The organism is Candidatus Peregrinibacteria bacterium (genome assembly GCA_016699145.1).
Lineage (GTDB): Bacteria > Patescibacteriota > Gracilibacteria > UBA1369 > 2-02-FULL-48-14.
The window spans coordinates 666,436-683,960 of the sequence record CP064962.1 but is presented as its reverse complement, the minus strand read 5'-3'; the positions used below and the strand labels follow the sequence as shown (position 1 = coordinate 683,960).

General features: G+C 45.8%; 20 protein-coding genes and 1 tRNA gene. 14 read left to right on the top strand and 7 right to left on the bottom strand.

Annotated elements, in window-relative coordinates; genetic code table 11:
* Positions 1–7 precede the first annotated feature (7 nt).
* Entirely contained in the window at positions 8–1,069 is a 1,062-nt protein-coding gene (locus IPG41_03795; protein QQR54302.1) for a transposase, read from the bottom strand.
* A 376-nt stretch (positions 1,070–1,445) separates the two neighbouring features.
* Between IPG41_03795 and IPG41_03790 the strand changes: the two genes are divergently transcribed.
* Positions 1,446–3,218: a hypothetical protein gene (locus tag IPG41_03790; GenBank protein QQR54301.1), complete on the top strand. Its 1,773-nt coding sequence runs from the start codon at positions 1,446–1,448 to the stop codon at positions 3,216–3,218.
* Here IPG41_03790 and IPG41_03785 read toward each other — a convergent pair.
* Positions 3,205–3,948: a hypothetical protein gene (locus tag IPG41_03785; GenBank protein ID QQR54300.1), complete on the bottom strand. Its 744-nt coding sequence runs from the start codon at positions 3,946–3,948 to the stop codon at positions 3,205–3,207. The two genes, IPG41_03790 and IPG41_03785, sit on opposite strands and share 14 nt — an antisense overlap.
* A gap of 105 nt (positions 3,949–4,053) precedes the next feature.
* Between IPG41_03785 and IPG41_03780 the strand changes: the two genes are divergently transcribed.
* From IPG41_03780 to IPG41_03765, 4 genes are read left to right on the top strand one after another with little or no spacing between them, the layout of a single operon-like run.
* Positions 4,054–5,160, top strand: coding sequence for an ABC transporter substrate-binding protein (locus IPG41_03780; protein QQR54299.1), 1,107 nt, complete (start codon positions 4,054–4,056; stop codon positions 5,158–5,160).
* Between the two features lie 16 nt (positions 5,161–5,176).
* Positions 5,177–6,064: a branched-chain amino acid ABC transporter permease gene (locus IPG41_03775; GenBank protein QQR54298.1), complete on the top strand. Its 888-nt coding sequence runs from the start codon at positions 5,177–5,179 to the stop codon at positions 6,062–6,064.
* 1 nt (position 6,065) lies between these two features.
* The gene (locus IPG41_03770; GenBank protein ID QQR54297.1) at positions 6,066–6,923 is read left to right on the top strand and encodes a hypothetical protein; all 858 of its coding nucleotides are present in this window, start codon (positions 6,066–6,068) and stop codon (positions 6,921–6,923) included.
* Complete coding sequence (locus tag IPG41_03765) at positions 6,923–7,663, top strand: ATP-binding cassette domain-containing protein (GenBank protein ID QQR54296.1); 741 nt, start codon at positions 6,923–6,925, stop codon at positions 7,661–7,663. Before IPG41_03770 ends, IPG41_03765 begins: the two co-directional genes overlap by 1 nt.
* A gap of 30 nt (positions 7,664–7,693) precedes the next feature.
* Here IPG41_03765 and IPG41_03760 read toward each other — a convergent pair whose 3' ends face one another.
* The gene (locus IPG41_03760) at positions 7,694–8,644 is read right to left on the bottom strand and encodes a hypothetical protein (protein QQR54295.1); all 951 of its coding nucleotides are present in this window, start codon (positions 8,642–8,644) and stop codon (positions 7,694–7,696) included.
* Positions 8,645–8,698: 54 nt separating this feature from the next.
* Here IPG41_03760 and IPG41_03755 point away from each other — a divergent pair, with 54 nt between their 5' ends.
* The 7 genes from IPG41_03755 (at position 8,699) to IPG41_03725 (ending at position 14,486) form a co-directional block, all read left to right on the top strand.
* Positions 8,699–9,388 carry a DUF1624 domain-containing protein gene (locus IPG41_03755; protein QQR54294.1) on the top strand — a complete coding sequence of 230 codons (690 nt, stop codon included), beginning with the start codon at positions 8,699–8,701 and terminating at the stop codon, positions 9,386–9,388.
* Positions 9,385–10,248, top strand: coding sequence for a pyridoxal 5'-phosphate synthase lyase subunit PdxS (gene pdxS / locus IPG41_03750; GenBank protein QQR54293.1), 864 nt, complete (start codon positions 9,385–9,387; stop codon positions 10,246–10,248). The genes IPG41_03755 and pdxS overlap by 4 nt, the downstream gene beginning before the upstream one ends.
* A 54-nt stretch (positions 10,249–10,302) precedes the next feature.
* Positions 10,303–10,833: a pyridoxal 5'-phosphate synthase glutaminase subunit PdxT gene (pdxT, locus tag IPG41_03745; GenBank protein QQR54292.1), complete on the top strand. Its 531-nt coding sequence runs from the start codon at positions 10,303–10,305 to the stop codon at positions 10,831–10,833.
* Positions 10,834–10,860: 27 nt separating this feature from the next.
* The gene (locus IPG41_03740; protein ID QQR54291.1) at positions 10,861–12,534 is read left to right on the top strand and encodes a DUF3352 domain-containing protein; all 1,674 of its coding nucleotides are present in this window, start codon (positions 10,861–10,863) and stop codon (positions 12,532–12,534) included.
* The gene (locus tag IPG41_03735) at positions 12,534–13,538 is read left to right on the top strand and encodes a glycosyltransferase family 2 protein (protein ID QQR54290.1); all 1,005 of its coding nucleotides are present in this window, start codon (positions 12,534–12,536) and stop codon (positions 13,536–13,538) included. The genes IPG41_03740 and IPG41_03735 overlap by 1 nt, the downstream gene beginning before the upstream one ends.
* Positions 13,538–14,353, top strand: a complete 816-nt coding sequence (locus tag IPG41_03730; GenBank protein ID QQR54289.1) for a glycosyltransferase — start codon at positions 13,538–13,540, stop codon at positions 14,351–14,353. The genes IPG41_03735 and IPG41_03730 overlap by 1 nt, the downstream gene beginning before the upstream one ends.
* A gap of 59 nt (positions 14,354–14,412) precedes the next feature.
* Positions 14,413–14,486 (top strand) — tRNA-Trp (locus IPG41_03725).
* On the opposite strand, the gene IPG41_03720 is transcribed toward IPG41_03725, so the two are convergent.
* The 3 genes from IPG41_03720 to IPG41_03710 all read right to left on the bottom strand — a co-directional run bounded on the left by IPG41_03720 (position 14,454) and on the right by IPG41_03710 (position 15,233).
* Complete coding sequence (locus IPG41_03720) at positions 14,454–14,645, bottom strand: hypothetical protein (protein ID QQR55633.1); 192 nt, start codon at positions 14,643–14,645, stop codon at positions 14,454–14,456. The genes IPG41_03725 and IPG41_03720 overlap by 33 nt on opposite strands.
* A gap of 97 nt (positions 14,646–14,742) precedes the next feature.
* Complete coding sequence (locus IPG41_03715) at positions 14,743–14,952, bottom strand: hypothetical protein (GenBank protein ID QQR55653.1); 210 nt, start codon at positions 14,950–14,952, stop codon at positions 14,743–14,745.
* 65 nt (positions 14,953–15,017) lie between these two features.
* Entirely contained in the window at positions 15,018–15,233 is a 216-nt protein-coding gene (locus IPG41_03710; protein QQR55632.1) for a hypothetical protein, read from the bottom strand.
* A 145-nt stretch (positions 15,234–15,378) separates the two neighbouring features.
* Here IPG41_03710 and IPG41_03705 point away from each other — a divergent pair, with 145 nt between their 5' ends.
* Positions 15,379–15,876, top strand: coding sequence for a hypothetical protein (locus IPG41_03705; GenBank protein ID QQR55631.1), 498 nt, complete (start codon positions 15,379–15,381; stop codon positions 15,874–15,876).
* Here IPG41_03705 and IPG41_03700 read toward each other — a convergent pair.
* Positions 15,860–16,960: a Fic family protein gene (locus IPG41_03700; protein QQR55630.1), complete on the bottom strand. Its 1,101-nt coding sequence runs from the start codon at positions 16,958–16,960 to the stop codon at positions 15,860–15,862. The two genes, IPG41_03705 and IPG41_03700, sit on opposite strands and share 17 nt — an antisense overlap.
* 135 nt (positions 16,961–17,095) lie before the next feature.
* Here IPG41_03700 and IPG41_03695 point away from each other — a divergent pair, with 135 nt between their 5' ends.
* Positions 17,096–17,506, top strand: coding sequence for a hypothetical protein (locus tag IPG41_03695; GenBank protein QQR55629.1), 411 nt, complete (start codon positions 17,096–17,098; stop codon positions 17,504–17,506).
* Positions 17,507–17,525: the final 19 nt, after the last annotated feature.

Below are 17,525 nucleotides of genomic sequence, written 5' to 3'. Positions count from 1 at the left end.
CTAGGTACTATGTAATGCAAGGGGCTGTCCGGTTCCATAGTTTCAAGTACACCTCGGGGATGGGGCGAGGGGAGTAGAATAGATGAAAGTAGTGAGCAACTGGAGGTCTCATATTGAGAGATTCATGTGGACGAAGGCAATTATACTCCACGAGCCAATCCGCGAGCACCTCATTAATCTTGTAAATGGGACTGGTTAAGTCCACTCTCCAGTAGAGGTGTTGTTGCAAAGTAAGGTTGAATCGCTCACAAATCGCATTATCTTTTGGTGTTCTGGGGCGAGTGAAGAAGTGCTCAATCCCTTGCTGCTGGCAGGCTTTATGGAAGTACGCCAGGAACTCACTGCCGTTGTCTGTTAAAACAGCTTTAATCTTGGTCTGGAGCACTTCTTCCATCTTTTCCAGCAAAGCTTTGGCCGCCTTGGAACTGTGGTGCTTGGTTACGAGTGCAAAACCTATCCTGGTGGCCACATCCACACAGGTAATGAAGTACAGTTTGTTGAAGGCGCTGTCCACAAACTCAACGATGGAATCTAGGACTACCAAGTCTCCAGGTTTTAAGATTTGGTAGTCCTTGGGGAGTTTCTTTCTTTGGACTTTCCAAGCAGACCTAGGTTTTGGTTTCTTGTGAAACCCGGGGCAGCGATTACGAACCAGTAATCCTTTTGCTGCCAAATAGCGGTACAAGGTGGAAATGCTGTGCTGGTGAAGAAACATGTGAAGCTTCTTGTGGCTCCAATCTGGAAACATCCTTGCATAGCGTTCAATCTCTTGTTTCTCTTCACTGGTGAGATTAAATCCACGTTTGTTATTGGGTCCTGTTATTTTCGGAATAAGACCACCCAGTCCTTCTTCCTTTCTGGCCTTCACCAGCTTTTGTACGTGGCTTCTAGAAGTTTCAAAAGCCCTGGCAGTCTTGGCTTTATTCTTTCCATTATGGTCGTACCAATCCAAAATAAGGATTCTTTCTCTAAGTACGTCTCTCTGCCAGGGCTTTAAAGTAGCTTCGTTAAACTGCCGAAGTAATCTTCTCAGTCCACGAATGCCTTTCGTCATGTTATATTGTTCCATGAGGGAGTTGGGGTGAAGAAGTAAAGTATCTCTACTCTACTCCCTCTTCCTTTTCCCCTGAGCTGTACTTGAAATTCGTGAAACTACGTAGGGGCTATGAGGGAACTCTGCCTGGGCCGCTATTTGACAAATGTATTTTTTATATTAAACTAATCCAGATATATCTAGAGAATATGAGTTTGCTGGATAAAAAACTTAGGGATTTTCTGCCGGTACCTTGGAGTATCGCTCTCACTCCTATTCGACAAAGCAATAAAGAATTCACTGACTCTGCTAAAGATAAGTTGCCCTGGGGAGAGGCAGGACATGCGATCTATTTAGGAAAGTGGCCTCGGGAAGGAGCTAAAAAGGCTCAATTTATTCTGATGAAGCGGCTTTGGCGTTGGTCAATTATGCTTTTGAACAAAACCAGCATGGTGTCGTTAATGTGCTCTTGGGGCCCCAAATGAGTGAGTGGTTCAATGGAGAAGCGTTGGGTGAGGATACCGATTATTTATCCCCTCAGGAGCAGAAGAGACATTTAGAAAATTTATTTCGAAAAGAGCTTCAACTTGGACTGGAAAAAGTGAACATTCAGTTTTTGAATGAAGAAAACCGTCATCGACCTTTGTTCACTCAAATTGAGGCTTTAACCCATACTATACCGATCACTCCCGAAGCGCTTTTTACGGGATTTGAATTACGACCATTGGATCCTACTTCTAATGAGCTCTCTTATCAAATTGCTGGGCGGCTTTTTCAGGTGGCCCAGGCAAACCCTGCTTTAAAAGGAGAGTTTTTGAGGACCGTTCCTCCTGGTGCGAGTAGGGTTTCTCGAGAAGCAGTTGAAGATGTCGATCCTGATTCGGCAGGCTGGGGAAGCGCGGGATATGGACTTTGTGAAGTGGCTATAAGGATGGCGGACCTTATTCAGGGGCGCGGCATTCAGTTGGGTGTGGATCGTCAGGGTAAATATGATGCTATCATTCAGAAATTTTTGAAGCATGCGAATCAATCTCAGCAGTCCTATCCTCAGTTTAAAGAGCTTTACGATCTGTTGAAGGGTAAGGTCTTTCGTCCCATTCGCCTGAACACTAAGGAAAATTTCTTCAAAAAGAAAAAAGAACAGATTCAAGCGCGGATTCGTAGTGGGATTCATGCTTTAGGGGTTTTGACTCTGGTAATTTCCACTTACAGATTAGGCCGTCATCAAGGGGAACAAAATGAAGAAGAAGCGCAAGCTCGAGTGGACGCTCAACTTGTGGAATGTGCTCAATCTTTGCGCTTTCCTCTTTGTACAGAAGATTCTTGGTGTTGGGGGCAGTATAAAACAGACACTGGGGGTGCATTCAAAGATATGAAGCATCGACTTATAGAAGAGGTGCAGTTTCGTTATGGAGTTTCACCGTCTTTTACTTTTGAGCCTGAGTTGGTGGATTATTTGTGTGAGGTAGTTCAAGATGGCAGTGCGGGAAGAAGTTTGGTGGAAGGTGCTGAAGGCCAGCGCTACAAGTTTGTTCAACTTTTGGATGGTTTTGTCACTCAACAAAGAGCGGTTTTTGCAAAAGCTGGGTACCCATTGGATAGACCTTATCCTGAGTTGTGGGAAAAGAGAGACCTCATTTTCTCTGCAAATGAGCAGCAGACGGAGGAGCCTTTAAACCCTGTATATGTTGGCCGTTTTTATTCAGATAGATCTTATAGAAATATTTTTGAACTGTGGACGGATGCCAGTCGGACTGGCCTATGGGCGATGCATCCCGGGATTGGATCAAAACCTTCTAAGGAACTTGGTTTGGAGGCTGCTCAAGAGTTCGCTGATCTTCAGAGTTTTCACGATCTAGGAGCTATGCAGCGCGCTTACGTCGATTTGCCATATCTTGCTTGGGAGAATGCACGACAGGCTGTTCGGGATGGAAAAGATATCACCCATGACTGCAATGATCCTGACAATGTAGGCGGGTATGAATGTTTATCTGAAAATCAACTTGTTTGGAAAGATGTGCTTACGGATAGGCAATTTATTTTTACTATTGTTACCGAACTAACAGAAAGTTTCCATCTGTCTGAATATGTTTTAGCGAGTGGTGGGGACGGTGTGTTTACTGCGAGACAAACAGTTGAGGCAGAAAAGTTTAGAGATGCTATTTATAGGGCTACTTGGAAATAGCCCAATTCATCTCAAAAATAGTTTTTTGCATTTGGAAAAATTCAGGATTTTGTAAGCGTACCCCAATGACATCCCCTTTCGTATCGAAGTAAACGATGAAAGGCTCGTAAAGAAAGCAAGTGGAGGTGAAGGCGTTTTCTTTGTTAATGAGCCGTGTTTCACGGTTCTTGCAAGGGTCTTCGTTTTTGAACTTTTGGGCGAGTTTACTGTCGCGCATGAGCAGGCGTACTTTGATTCCCGAGGCTACACGGTTTTCAGTCCATTTTCGTTCAAATTCAGGATCAAGAGATCTGTAAAAATGATCCAAGTCCACCCAACCGAGCAGTTCTTTGGGCTTGGCTTCAAGTATGTCGTTATAAAGCTCTTTCACTCCTTCACTTCCTTTGTAGTAACTGATCTGTAGACCTGCATTCGGAGGTGTATTTTTAAGATTTTCTACCAGTTTATGTGCTATTTTCAGTTTTTCTTTTTGTGCAATCACTAGTTTTTTGGTGTCTTCAGCGTAGTAGAGCTGCGTTTTCCCTTGTCTGAAAGAGGCGATGGCTCCTTTATTTTCTAAACTATTCAAAATATCGTAGATGGAAGTACGTTTGATTTGTGTGAGACGGGCCAGCACAGAAGCAGCAGTCGCTCCAATACGAACCAGGGTCAAAAACGCCACTGCTTCCTTTTCTGAGAACCCGAGTTTTAGAAGATGATCTTTTATGTTGATAAATTTCGACACAGTCATTATAGCCCTTATTAATCTGTTATCAATGCTATCTTTTCGCTAAAAGTTGTTTCTGGTCGACTTTTTTGATAGAGTCCTTCTTAGCTTTAAACTTCTACTTATTTTATGAAGAAACTCACCCCTTTTCTCTTAGCAGCCGTTCTTGTTGCAGCCGGATGTAACACTGGCACCTCCATTGGTGAGAACGAAACCATTAAAATTGGCGTCATCGCTCCTATGACCGGGAACTCCGCTGCTTATGGACAAGAGATGCAGCGCATTCTTGACTATGCACTCGATAAAGTGAATGCCAACTACGCGGAGGCCGGTTACCAATTTGAGCTTGTTTATGAAGATGGACAATGTGGAACTGTGGCTGCCAATGCTTTTCAAAAACTAACGGATGTGGATGGGATTCAGTACGTGCTTGGAGGGGCTTGTTCTTCGGAGTCGCTCGCTATCGCTCCTTTGCTTGAAGAAAAGGATGTAGTTGCGATTTCCGCCCTTTCTTCCAGTCCTGAACTCGATGGAATCAGCCCCAACTTTTTCTCCTTGTCTTACAGTGACGCAGGCAATGCGGAAGGCATTGCGGCTGAAATGTCCAAGTACACAAAAGTGGCCATTTTGACGGAACAAAACGATTACAATATTGCCTTGCACGACAGTGTGCTTGCGGCTTTGGGGGAGGGGGTAGAGGTCGTGGCCGACGAAACGGTGACGAAGGGAGCAACGGATTTTCGCAATGCGCTTCAAAAAGTGAAGGCTGCTGAGCCTGAAATCGTGTTCTTCAACCCCAATGTGGGTGTGACGGCTGAAACCATGATCAAGCAACTCGCTGAAATGGATTGGGCCGTTCAGAAAATTGGAACTTTCACCTTGATGGATGAGTCTTACCTCACTTTGGCTCCGGAAGTTTTAGAAGGAACCCTTGTGGTGGACACGCCTAAAATCACTTCTGCTGAATTTGTGGCCATGTCTGAGGCTGTCACCACTGCCAAAGGAACCGTGGAAGACCTTGGCGCCTTTTACACCGCTGCCACTTATGATGCGCTCACCACTTTGGCTGAAGCCATTGTGAATGGGAAAAATGTTCCTGCCGATGTGCTCGCGGGGCTTCGTAGCGGGACTTTTGAGGGCTATCTTGGAAGCATCTCTTTTGGAGATGAAACCTTTGTGAAAGGAATTGGGACCGCGGTTTATAGCGTGAAAGACGGAGTTTGGACCCAAATGTAATCTCAAAAAAACCTGCATGGTTTCTTACTTTCTTCAAATTGGTCTCAACAGTTTGATTGAAGCCATGCAGGTCTCTTTGCTCGCCGCCGGATTTTTGCTGATTTTCAGTGTGACTCGCGTGGTGAACTTGGGGCTGGGTGCCGCCTTCGTGGTTGGGGGCTATGGCTTCTACTCGGGACTGCAACTGTTTGGTGGAATTTTGGAAGCATTCCTTATTGCAGCTTCTAGCCTTTTTATATTGGCTGTGATCAATCTCTGGCTGCTGCGGCCTTTTGTGGCGAAGGGGCTTGATTTAATGGCTTTGCTGGTTAGCGTGAGCCTTTGGTTCATCATCCAAGAAATGTATTCCTTGTTTTATGGGGCTCAAGGTCGGGCGCTTGTAGATGGCGTTTTGCCCACGGTGCACGTTGGTGAACTCGTGCTTCCTGTGACTGCGGTTTGGACTTTAATAGTGACTTTTGTTTTGGCGGTGTTTGCCACTTTGATTTTTATGAGAACGCCCTTGGGGCGTTCTGTACGAGCGCTCAAACAGCATTCGGCCGCAAGTGCGCAACTCGGTGTTCGTGAGGGGCGTTTGCAGGCCGGTGCCTTTTTAATTGCGATTTTGCTTGCCGGCCTAATGGGTATTTTTACGGGCATGAATCAAGCCATCACTCCCACGTATGCTCATCCGCTGATTGTTCCGGCTTTTTTGGCCTTTTTGGTGGGAGGAGGGAAGGACATTCGTGGTGTCGTTTTAGCGGCTCTTCTTTTGGTGCTTGTGCCTAGTTTTATTGTGGCCCTTTCGTGGGGTGGAGTGAGTGTTTCACAGACTTGGCGAGAAGTGCTGGTTTTTGTACTGGGTGCGGGTCTGCTTATTGTTCGACCTGATGGACTTTTATCCATTAAGCTGCGAACTTCTTGATATGGGTTACGTTTACTCCTTTTTGATTTTGCTCTTCCTGGTGAGTGTGGCGGGGTCTGCCATGCATGTGGTGACGTCTTTGGCGGGCAAATACATGTTCATGTTTCCTGTGGTTTACACCGTGGCCATGTACACGCTTGCCATCGCCGAGCAGGCAGGGTGGAGCCCATGGACGGCCTTTGGTTTTGGACTGGTTAATGCGGTTCTTTTTGGATTCATACTCGCCTTTTTGGAACGGCGCCTCTCTCGCGATTCATTTGCAGTCTTAGGTGTGGCGGGTGTGTTTGCGGGCTTAGCCTTAAGCAAATCCTGGACCTCTGTGACCAATGGGGTTTTAGGCATCTCGGGAGTGCTTCGTCCCGAAAGTTTGCAAAGTCTCGGCCACCTCACGCTCTTTTGTTTTGGCCTTTGGGGACTCGTTTTGATTTTGGAGTGGGTGCTTTTGCGCACGGCTCTCAGTCGACGTTGGAGAGCGATGAGGGAAGCGCAGCATATCCTGGAAGGGACAGGGGTGAATGCCAAAAAACTTTCGTTTTGGACCCTTGTTGTGGCGTGCTGCTTTTTAGCGACAGCGGCGATGCCTTTTGCTTGGTTTTATCAATATGTGGATCCAGGATCGACGGGAGGACTCCCGGATTTTATTCGTGTGATTTCAGTGGTTATTTTAGCGCGTCAGCCCAAAGTTTCTCACGTGGTTGGAGCGGCGTTTTTCATTGTGGCTGTTCCCGAGCTCCTCCGCTTTCTCGATTTGCCTGCGTCTATGATGGGCCCGCTTCGCTCGATTCTTTATTCTACTTTGCTCATTGTTGCGCTTTTTGTGCTACAAAAACGCAGCCTATTTTCTAACCGTCAAATCTAATGCTCACCGTTGAAAATCTTTTTGTTCAGCTCGGTCCAAGCCCTATTTTGCAGGGCGTGAATTTGCAAATGGAAGAGGGTGAAATCGTTGGACTCATCGGTCAAAATGGATGTGGAAAAACCACGTTTTTAAATGCTTTATCGGGCTATGTGAAGCCGATGGCGGGCAGTGTGCTCTTTGCAGGCGAGGATGTGACGACGATGGCCGCTGAAAAACGGGTGGCACTGGGGATGGCGCGCAGTTTCCAAACGCCAGGGGTGTTTCGTGAAATGACGGTGGAGGAGAATTTGCTCATCGCTCTGGAGCGTGTGCATCCTTACCCTTGGTGGTGGCAGTTCAGCAAAAAGTGGCGCAAAAAGGCAGATGCAGAGGTGGTGCGGCTTTTAGAAACGGTGAATTTGCAGGATCACAAACATTCCTATGCAGGAGTGCTTTCGGGTGGGCAATTGCGACTCCTTGAACTTTTGCGACTTGAAATTTGTGGCGGGAAGCTGTTTTTAATCGATGAGCCCACGGCGGGGGTGGCTCCGGCTATGAAGAAGGTGCTGATGCAATCTTTGAAGGAACTGGCGCGTGGGGAGGGGCGGAGTTTATTGATTGTTGAGCACGATCTTAAGTTTTTGTTTGAGCTGGTCGACCGCGTGGTGGTCTTTGTGGAGGGAAAAGTCTACATGGAAGGCACGCCTGAAGAAGTGGTGAAAGATCCACGCTTGCAAGAGGTGTATTTTGGAACGAGATAGAGCTAGCCTTCAGACAACTTTTGGCGTCTTTTAGCGGCCCATTGAGTCTAAGAAATGATTGTAATGCTCGGTCATTTCGTTGTAGTAGGTGAGACTGTTTTGATAGATGGAGTAAAGTGCCTCTGAATCTTGAGCGTTTGTGGCTATCAATGCCGCGCTGACATTGGGTAGGAAGTTTAAATCCATGCTCTCGTAGAAAGGTGTAATAAGATCAACTTCATCTGCGGCCAGCAAATTTTCGCCGCTGTGACTGCTCACTTGAGTGCTTAGGGCATCGTAGAGGCTCTGCAGTTCGGCTCTGCGAGCGTAGTCGCTGGTTTCATAAATGTCTGCGAGCAAATCGACCACTGAGTCGGCTTGTTTCAAGTCTTTTCTCATGTTGTCTATTGCTACACTGGTGGGATCGCTGTAATCCACTGTCCACGTCTCATATTTTTCAAGCAAGGTCTCTACCTTTTCACCCAGCGCATCGTGGGCATCATAATATTTGTCTATTTCGGTGTAGAGGTTTTGTATATGGGCGTAGCCTTTTTCAAGATCGATTTTATATTCTTGAGCCGCAACGTACTTGTGCAATTCCTTACACTGAGTGTCTATGGTGTCTAGGATGGCGAAAATGGCAATGCTTTGTGCTTTTAAATCTTCAGCTTCGCTTTCCTCAAGCCCTTGAGGGTTCGTGGTGTCTTCATAAAATTTCTCTCGGTCATACAGATTGAAGGAGCAAGTGAAATACACCTCGTAAGCATCGTCATAATCTTCGAAATAAACGAGATCGGATTCGGTGTATTGTACGTTTTCATCCAAGTATTCCACTGCATCAAGCGCTGCATTGGTGAAATCGATGTAACTATTCAAGCTTTCCACAGCTGATATTTCAAGTGAATCGGTCCAACCGTCTATGCTCTGCGTTATTGAATTGCATCCTGTTAATAGTAAGAAAAAAGCCCCTAGGCTGAGCAGTTTGTGTTTAACATTTTGCATGGTGTTGCAGGTGAATAGAAGATAAGCTTTCGGGCGAATTCTAAATATCTTTTGGTGAAACGTCTAATTGAAATCGATGCTTTGCGCGGTTTGGCCGTGAGCTTTATGATGCTCTTTCATTTTTTAATGAGTGGAATGCTTTTGGGCTTTTGGCATTTTGCTCCTTATGAAGGAGCCTCTTTGCTTTTGGTCCGGTTCGGGCAATTTTTGTTTTTGGGCTTGGTCGGTGTTTCGGTGTTTTTGTCGCAGCGAGGTTTTGCTCAGCAGTGTTTACGTGGCCTGAGGATTTTTTTATGCGGACTTCTGGTGAGTCTGGCGACGTATTTTGTTTTTCCTGAGCAGTACGTGCGTTTTGGAGTTTTGCATTTGATCGGGGTCAGTGTTCCAGTTTTGGTTTTGTTTAAAGGGAGGGAGGGGCTTGGACTGGGTTTGGCCTTTTTTATTTATGTTTTTTCTCATTTCCTTCCAGAAGGCGGTTCGGTTTGGGGCATTCCCTTTGGCTTTCCGCCCGCTGCTTTTTCCAGCTTGGATTATTTCCCTATTGCCCCTTGGCTCACGGTGCCTTTTGTGGGGCTGTGGCTGGGTGCAAAAATCTATGCCAAGCGGCAATCTACAAGGCTGGTTTTTTTGGCTCGCATTCCGCTTCTCACTTGGCTGGGGCGGCATTCTCTAGCCGTTTATCTGTTGCATCAGCCAGTGCTTTACTTTAGTTTATGGGCGCTTTCTCACTGGATTCAAACATGAATACTACTGGACGAAGTTTGGCTCAAATGCTCAAAGGGGGTGTGATTATGGATGTGACCACCGCAGAACAAGCTAAAATTGCAGAAGCGGCAGGTGCCTGCGCGGTGATGGCACTCGAACGAGTCCCCTCTGATATTCGTGCGCAAGGAGGAGTGGCCCGCATGAGTGATCCTGCCATGATTGAGGCCATTCAAGCCGCGGTGACCATTCCAGTGATGGCGAAAGTGCGCATCGGGCATTTTGTGGAAGCGCAAATTTTGGAAGCTTTGGAGATTGATTTCATCGATGAAAGTGAAGTTCTGACCCCGGCGGACCCTTTTGGACATGTGGACAAGAGCACTTTTAAAGCGCCTTTTGTTTGTGGCGCGCGAGATTTGGGAGAGGCTTTGCGTCGCATTCAAGAAGGGGCCAGCATGATCCGTACCAAAGGTGAGGCTGGCACGGGGAATATTGTGGAGGCGGTGCGTCACATTCGAACCATGAATAAAGAAATTGCCGATTTGAAGGCCATGAATGAGGATGAGCTTGCGGCTCGTGCCAAGGAACTGCGGGTTTCGCTGGAACTTTTGAAAGAGACTCGCGAGCTGGGGCGTTTACCGGTGGTGAATTTTGCGGCGGGCGGCATTGCGACTCCTGCGGATGCGGCACTTTGCATGCAATTGGGCTGTGATGGAGTTTTTGTGGGCAGTGGCATTTTTAAATCGGGCGAGCCGGCACGGCGAGCTCATGCCATTGTGGAGGCGGTGATTCACTATCAAGATGCCGCAAAACTTGCGGAACTTTCTTCGGGTTTGGGTGAAGCCATGTCTGGGCTGGAAATTTCTACTTTGAATGTGCAAATGCAGAATCGTGGGCATTGATGAGTCTTCGGGAGCATTGAGTTTTTGCCAATTTTTGTGTAAAAATAGGGTACTATGAAGGTTGGAATTTTGGCTATTCAAGGTGGTTTTCATGAGCATGCACAGCTTTTATCCAGGCTTGGAGTGCCTTTTAAAGAAGTTCGGTCTCTTGCGGATGTGGAGGGACTGACGGGTTTCATTATTCCCGGTGGGGAAAGTACGGTGATGGATGCTTTCATGCAAAAATACGGACTTAAAGACTGGCTTATGCAGCGTGCTGAGGACCCTTCTTTCACGATTTTTGGAACGTGTGCAGGGCTCATTTTGCTGGCTCGCTATGGGCTTTTGGATGCCACGGTGCAGCGCAATGCTTATGGCCGGCAGATGGACAGTTTCATCGCTGAAGTGGAAGTGAAGGGAGTGGGACGAGTGAGCGGGCATTTCATTCGTGCTCCTCAAGTGCTTGCCACGGGGCCAAAGGTGGAGCTTTTGGGTGCTCATGATGGAGTTCCTGTGGTGTTGCGCCAGGGCAAGGTTTGGGCTTGCAGTTTTCATCCCGAATTGGCGGGGGACTTGGCTCTTCACGCTGCCATTTTTTCGTGCTAATTTAAGCCGTGAACTTAATCTTTTTCTATGACGCTTTCTTCCTTCGCTCGGCCCCTTCTTTTTGGAGCTTTTATGTGCAGTCTTTTTTTGACCGCATGTGGGGGAGAAGCAGATCTGGGGGCTCATGTGAGCTCTGAAGGGTTGGTTCCTGAGGCTTATATTCCCGGGGATGTGGGCACGGTTTTGTCCTATTCTTTGAAAGATGAAGCCCAATACGATGCGGTGCTAAATTTGGAACAAAAACTTGGAGATGAGGGACGCCTTTCTCGCATGGTGGCTGAAAGCTTCAACACGCAATTTGCAGCTGCCGGTTTGGATTATGAAAAGGATTTGATGCCTGCCTTTGGGGAACAATTTCGTTGGGTGTATGGAGCTCGTCCCAAAGAAAGCGGGGACGGTGTTGATTTTTTTAGTGTGACCACTTTGGAAGATGCGGAGCAACTCCGTTTGGTTTTCGACACGCTTTCGGAAGCGGGAAGTTTTGAGAAAAAAGCTCTCAGCGGACGTGAGGTTTATGTGAATCAAGAAGAGGCTTTTTATGCAACGGTAAATGGAGATTTGCTATTGGTTTCTGGAAGTCCTGAGCACGTGCTGGGCATGTTGGATCAAGAGGAAGCAGAGAGTCTGTGGACTGCAGAGCATTATCAAAGAGCGCTTGAAGAAGTGGGGCAGGATTTTGTTTTTTATGGCTTTTTGTTCCCGCCTCTTTATAAGCAAGATGTACCTTTAGGTGGCGCCTTTTCGGTTTCCAATATTCCTTCTGTTATTGAACGCCAGGGCATTGTGTTTCGAGCCCAAGAAGAAGGTTTGAGCTTTGACGTCACGGTTCAGGCCGATGAAGAAAAAGCCAAAGAAGCCGGCATTGCTTTTGACGTGGCTCCCAAGGCCAAGCCCTATTTGTTTGAAGAAGTGCCCATGGAAGGTTTGATGGGATATTTTGAATCTTATGGCTTGAAAGAAACCCTGCAGCAAGCGGACAAATTGGGCGATGACACCGGCACTTTGGAAGGGCTTCGTGAGAGTTTCCGCAATTATTTTGGAATGGATTTTGATGAAGAACTTTTGAGTTGGTTCGACAAGGCTTATGTCTTTGCGCTTCACCAAAATGACAGCGGTCTTTTGCCGGGCTTCACGATTTTTGTGGACAGCAGTTCGGATGAAGAAAGTGCTGAAGAATTTTTGAATAAATTGGATGGGCAAATTTTGGGTCTGAGTGCCGTGCTGCAAGAAGCTTTGCCCGATGCTGTTTCGCATGAAACCGTCGAAATCTCTGGAGTGGAATTCACAAAAATTTCTGTGGATTTGACCGCTTTGCCTCGCAGTGAAGAATCGCCTCTTCCCTCGGCGGTTACGGCAAGTGAAATTCAACTCATGTATGGCGTTTTGGATGGCAGAGTTTTGATCACCACGGCCAGTGTTTGGCAGGAAGAAGATTTTGAAAGTGTGGCGGAGTCTGAGCTCTATTCCAAACTCAAAGATAAGGTGAGCGGTTCGGATCAAGGGCTCATTGTTTTGGATGCCGAGGCGCTTGCCGATTTTGCCGGAAGTTTACGAGCTTTGCGTGAACAATTGGGCCTTGCGGTGAGCGATACTGCCCTTGCTTTTGAGGATTTGTTGGAAGGTTTCAGCGGAGCCATTGCTCAGAGTCAAACGGGGGCTTATTCCAGTAGCTTTTCGGGGTATCTTTTACTCGCTGACTGATGCTCAAAGTTCTGATTGGTCTCAGCACTTACAATGACTTACCTTTTCTGAAGGAAAGCCTGCCTGCTCTTGAAGAACTTCGTAAACGTTTGGGAGCGAAGGTGGCGGTTTTAGACACCGCTTGGAATGACGAAGTTCAGCATTTCATTGCTGAAAAATATCCCCATTTTGACTATGGGCGTCATCCCGATGGCAATGTTGGTTATGGCGGCGCTTACAATACTATTTTGCAGCGCAATCCAGGCTATGATTTGTTTTTGGTCACGACCAGCGACGTGCTTTTGCATGTTCCCACCGTGGAGCGTTTTGTGAAACGGATGGAAAAAGATCCCAGCCTGACGCAAGTGGCTGGAAAGCTTTATCATTGGGATTTGGCGGCTCACCGACTCACAAAAGAAATCGACAGTTTGGGCATTGTTGCGATGAAGAAACATCATTTTTATGACCGAGGGCAGGGGGAGTTGGATGAGGGGCAGTACGACGAAATTTTGGGCCAAATTTTTGGAATTTCTGGGGCCGTTTTTTTGATCCGTACTTCTGTTGTTCCACGGCTGCACCGCCGTTTGCATGTTTTGTTTGACGAGCATTTTTGGATGTATAAAGAAGATGTGGATTTGGCGTATCGCCTGCGTTGGTTGGGTGAAAAAATCGAACTTTTTCCTGAAGTTTGGGGTTGGCATGCCCGCAGCATTTCCAATCGCGCGGGTGAAAAAGGGCAGCGGCTTTTGGGCCTGGCGGCTGCCGACCGAAAGAAGCGAGATTATGCACGCCTGCATTCTTACAAAAACCACTTTTTACTTTTGAAAAACAATTTCACGCTCCGCTTGGGTCTGGGTGTGTTTTTACGTATTCTTTGCTACGAAATGGCCAAGGGAATTTTTGTTTTCTTCCATTCTCCTCGGGTCTTTTTTTCGGGACTTAAGACTTTGTTCTTTTCTTCTCCTCATAAGAGTGTTAAAAAGGTGAATCCTTCGCAACTTTTATCTCATTTTTTGGATTCTTAGTGACTACAGAACTCTCCATTGTCATTTTGCATCATGGCAGCCCCAAAGAAGTGAGCCGGAATTTGGAAGCTTTGCAACAGGCCTGGCTCCCTAAAAAAACGGAAGTTTTGGTGATCAATAATGGAACGCGGGGTGCCAATGCACTCATCCAAGTTTCGCCGCATTTGAAGTTCGATCTGCGTTTTTTTGAGATTGAAAACAAGGGTTATCCGCAAGGGAATAATTTTGGTCTGTCTATTGCCCAGGGGAAATATCTGTGTATTTTGAACCCGGATGTGGCGGTGCAAAAGCAAACTTTTCAAGTGTTGCTCGATTATTTGAAGGCCCATCCCAAGCTTGGAATGGTGGGGCCGCGGCTGCGTTACCCCAGTGGCAAAGTGCAGGACAACTATCGAGTTTTTCCTCGCGCCCTAGATTTGCTGGTGAAGCGGACCTTTTTGCGCCGAATTTTTTTGAAGCGCATGCGGCGTTATCTTATGTGGGATAAAACCCCTGAAGTTTCAGAGCCCGTGGATTGGTTGACGGGGGCGTTTCAGCTTTTCACGCGCAAATGTTGGGAGGCCGTTGGGCCGAGTGATGAGCGGTATTTTTTGTTCATGTCCGATGTGGAGCTTTGCCGTTTGGCTTGGGAAAAGGGTTTTCAAGTGCACTTTGTGGGGGAGACGGAGGCGGCTCACAGTGAAGGCCGTATTTCTTCAGGAGGCGTTTTGAGTCTTTTCACCAAGAAGACCCTGCGCATTCATGTGAAAGATGCTTTGAAATATTATTTGAAGTGGATGTTTAGACGTCTGCCTCCTTCACGGCGAACTCTATAGGCCTCTGGCTTCTAAGTTTGCCTTCAGGTTTCGTTTTGGCTACAATCCTCCCGCACTATAGGCCCATCGTATAGTGGTAGTACAGCGGTCTCCAAAACCGTTAGCGAGGGTTCAATTCCTTCTGGGCCTGCCATTGACTTAAAGTGGATTTCACTTTAAAATCCGCCCTTTTTATAGTTGAGTTTGATGAAGGCTTCTCTTCATACAATCCTGGGTTTAAATGCGCCGGAAGCAGCAGTGGATCGTCTTCAGAAAAGGCGTTTTCTTCTTCCTTCTCATGAGAATATTGCACTTTGGACCCATGGAATGAATGAACGTGTTCTTGATTGTTTGGATTTACAGTGGCTCTATTTATTAACGAGATTCGCGTTATTAGTTAGATAAGTGGGTCAATACACTTTGCTGTGTGAGCCGTTATCGATAAAGGTGAAGACAATGACGGTTTTGCCGTTTACGATTTCTTTTCGATAAATTGCTCGGATGTCGTTGGCTACTGAAAAGGACCATTCTCCTTGTCGATTGCCTTTGAGTTCGTGAGTTTTTAGTAAAGGGTGGAACTCATCTTCCAAGAAAAGTTCCAATTGTTTGATGAATTTTATCCGCCACCTTTTTTGTAGTTTTAAGAAGGCTTTTTCAAATCCTTTTGTACGTTGAATGACCTTTTTCATCGCGCCAAAGCTTTAAAGCTAGTGAGGCAGGCCTTCTTACCTTCCTTGGTCGAAACATCAAAAGAAGCGGTGATTTCATCGTCGGAATGCATGAGGCCAAACTCCAGCTTCCCTTCGTTGTAGGCTTTAACAGCTTGATGAATAACAAAAGTGATGGTCACCCCTTCGGCTTTGGCTTTGCGTTGAGCCTGCCTTTTTAACTTCTCTGGCATTTTGATAGTGAGATTTGGCACAGCGTTTATTGATTTGCACATATTTTACATGTGCGGTCTGTTTTGTGCAAGTCCGTGTTTGGTTCCATAGCTCCACGCTTGTCTGCCATTGCATCTTTAGTTTTTTCTGGAGTAATCTTTGTGTATGAAAAATCAAAAAGTGTTTGAGCAGATGCTCTTCCCTTCAACATTGATTATTTTTGATGGGGAAAAAATCTGTATCAAAAAAAGAGTAACAGAGAGAAGCTGTAAGCTTAAGGATATTGTCTCTATGTCTTTTGGTGGTTCTTTGCTCCCTTTTAACGGCTATCCCCTTTGTGGCCGTTATGTGCTTCGTCTTAAGAATGGAGATCTCTTCCCCGTGCCCCTCATGTGGGACTTTGACACTTTTGAAAAACTGATGGAAGGGAGGGCCGATTTGATTTTAGAGGATGAATCTATTCTGAACTCGTTTCAATTCAGAATAATGACGCCAAAAGCGAGACGTTGGTCCAGAAAAGGCATTCCTTATTCAAAAACCGACACTGCTGACCGATTGAATCCCTTTTATCCTAATACCGGAGGTTTGAGCTGTGTATTTTTAGCGGGATTTGTTCTCGGAATGACTGCTTTGGTTTGCATGATTATTAGCTCAAGAGTCTAATAAATTTTGGATTGAAATAAATCTTCTGCTTTTTAACAATTTTCATTTTAAGAAAGCCCATTTTGTGAAAACCATCAAGATATTTGGAAGCTGTTTTTCGGTTGATTCCCAGTGTTTTGACCATATCCTTTTGAGAGTAAAAGGCTCGACTAAACCAATAGTCAAGAATGTCCCCAGAGATGGTTTTTGCAAACCAACCTTTAGTCGGCCGGCCATCTATTGTTAAAGGATGCTTTGTTTCTTCGACTAAATTCTTTATCGCTAGAATTCTTTCTGAGGTTTCTAGAGATTGCTTTTCTATCCCTTCTAAAATATAGACAATCCACTCTTTCCATAGGTTTTCCGTACGGACTTTTTGCAGCAATTCGTAATATCTCCGTTTTGTTTTTAAAATGTAACCCGATAAAAATAGAACCGGAAAGCGAAGGCGTTTTTCTAGAACGAGTTGTAAAACCATCAAAATCCTTCCTGTTCGTCCATTCCCATCGTAAAATGGATGGATGGATTCAAATTGATAGTGAAGTATAGCCGCGCGGACCAGCGTGTCTACTTTCGACGGATCGTTGCAATATTCCTCCCAATTTTTCAAGAGAGCTCGAAGCAAAGCTTCACCTTGAGGAGGAGTGTAGATCACTTCTCCCATCCCATTCACTATAACGGTTCCTGGTAATTTTCTGATGCCCGCCTTACTGGGCTCAAGTATTTTTTGAATTTCTACAAGCTGATTGGTGCTGATAAATTCTTTACTCAAAACAGATTGATATCCTGCTAAAAGAGCCTGTTTGTAGCTTAATGTTTCCTTCTGTTCTTTGGGCAATTTCTCTTCAGGGAAAAGCTCTGCTTGAAGAATGTCTAGAGTGGTTGTGTAAATGCTCTCAATCTCACTGCTCGCCACTGCTTCACGGGCGGTGAGAGGAGCGAGTAGGATTTCGAAATTGGGAATGGAATGAACTAAACCGTTGAGTTCGGCTAAAGCAATGTTGGCTTTTAAAGCCTTTTCTAAGATTTCCACATCTCTTAAATTGATTTTTGGTGGAAGAGGAGCTAGGAAGGATGCGTCCATTTTTTGATTTTTTTTACTCATATATAAAATTATATGTCCATTTAGTTAACACAACAAGAGCTTGCTATACTTTTGTAGTTTTAACACTGTATTCATGAATCTTAAACTTTTATTAGCCGCCTTTTTTGCCGTACGTGAGTCTGCTATCATGAACTTATGATTGCGTTCATGTTTGAAAAAATCTGCTTCCTCTTTCTTGGGATATTTTTCTTCTTTTTAAATTTGCTTGCTCCCGATGATCCTGATCTTGAATGGATAAAGCGGATGACGGGCATAGCTCTGCCTGAAAATTATGAAGTCATGATGAGTGAGTATGAGATCATGCTGGGGGAGGAAAGTGCGCACTACGAATTGGCGTTTGACGCAGATTCGTGTCTAGACATTATTGCTGAGCTGGAAAACCTGGAATCTGTTGGGTCGAGTCAAGAATGGGAATGGGTCAAGGAAGGGGATGTCCATACGCTCGCCAATAGAAGGACCGATTTATATGTTGATGCGGTTTTGCGCCCAGATCCCTCCCGTTTGGAGGGGTCTTGTATTTTTGATTTCACGATTCTTGTTGATTAGGAGATGTTATATTGCCTTC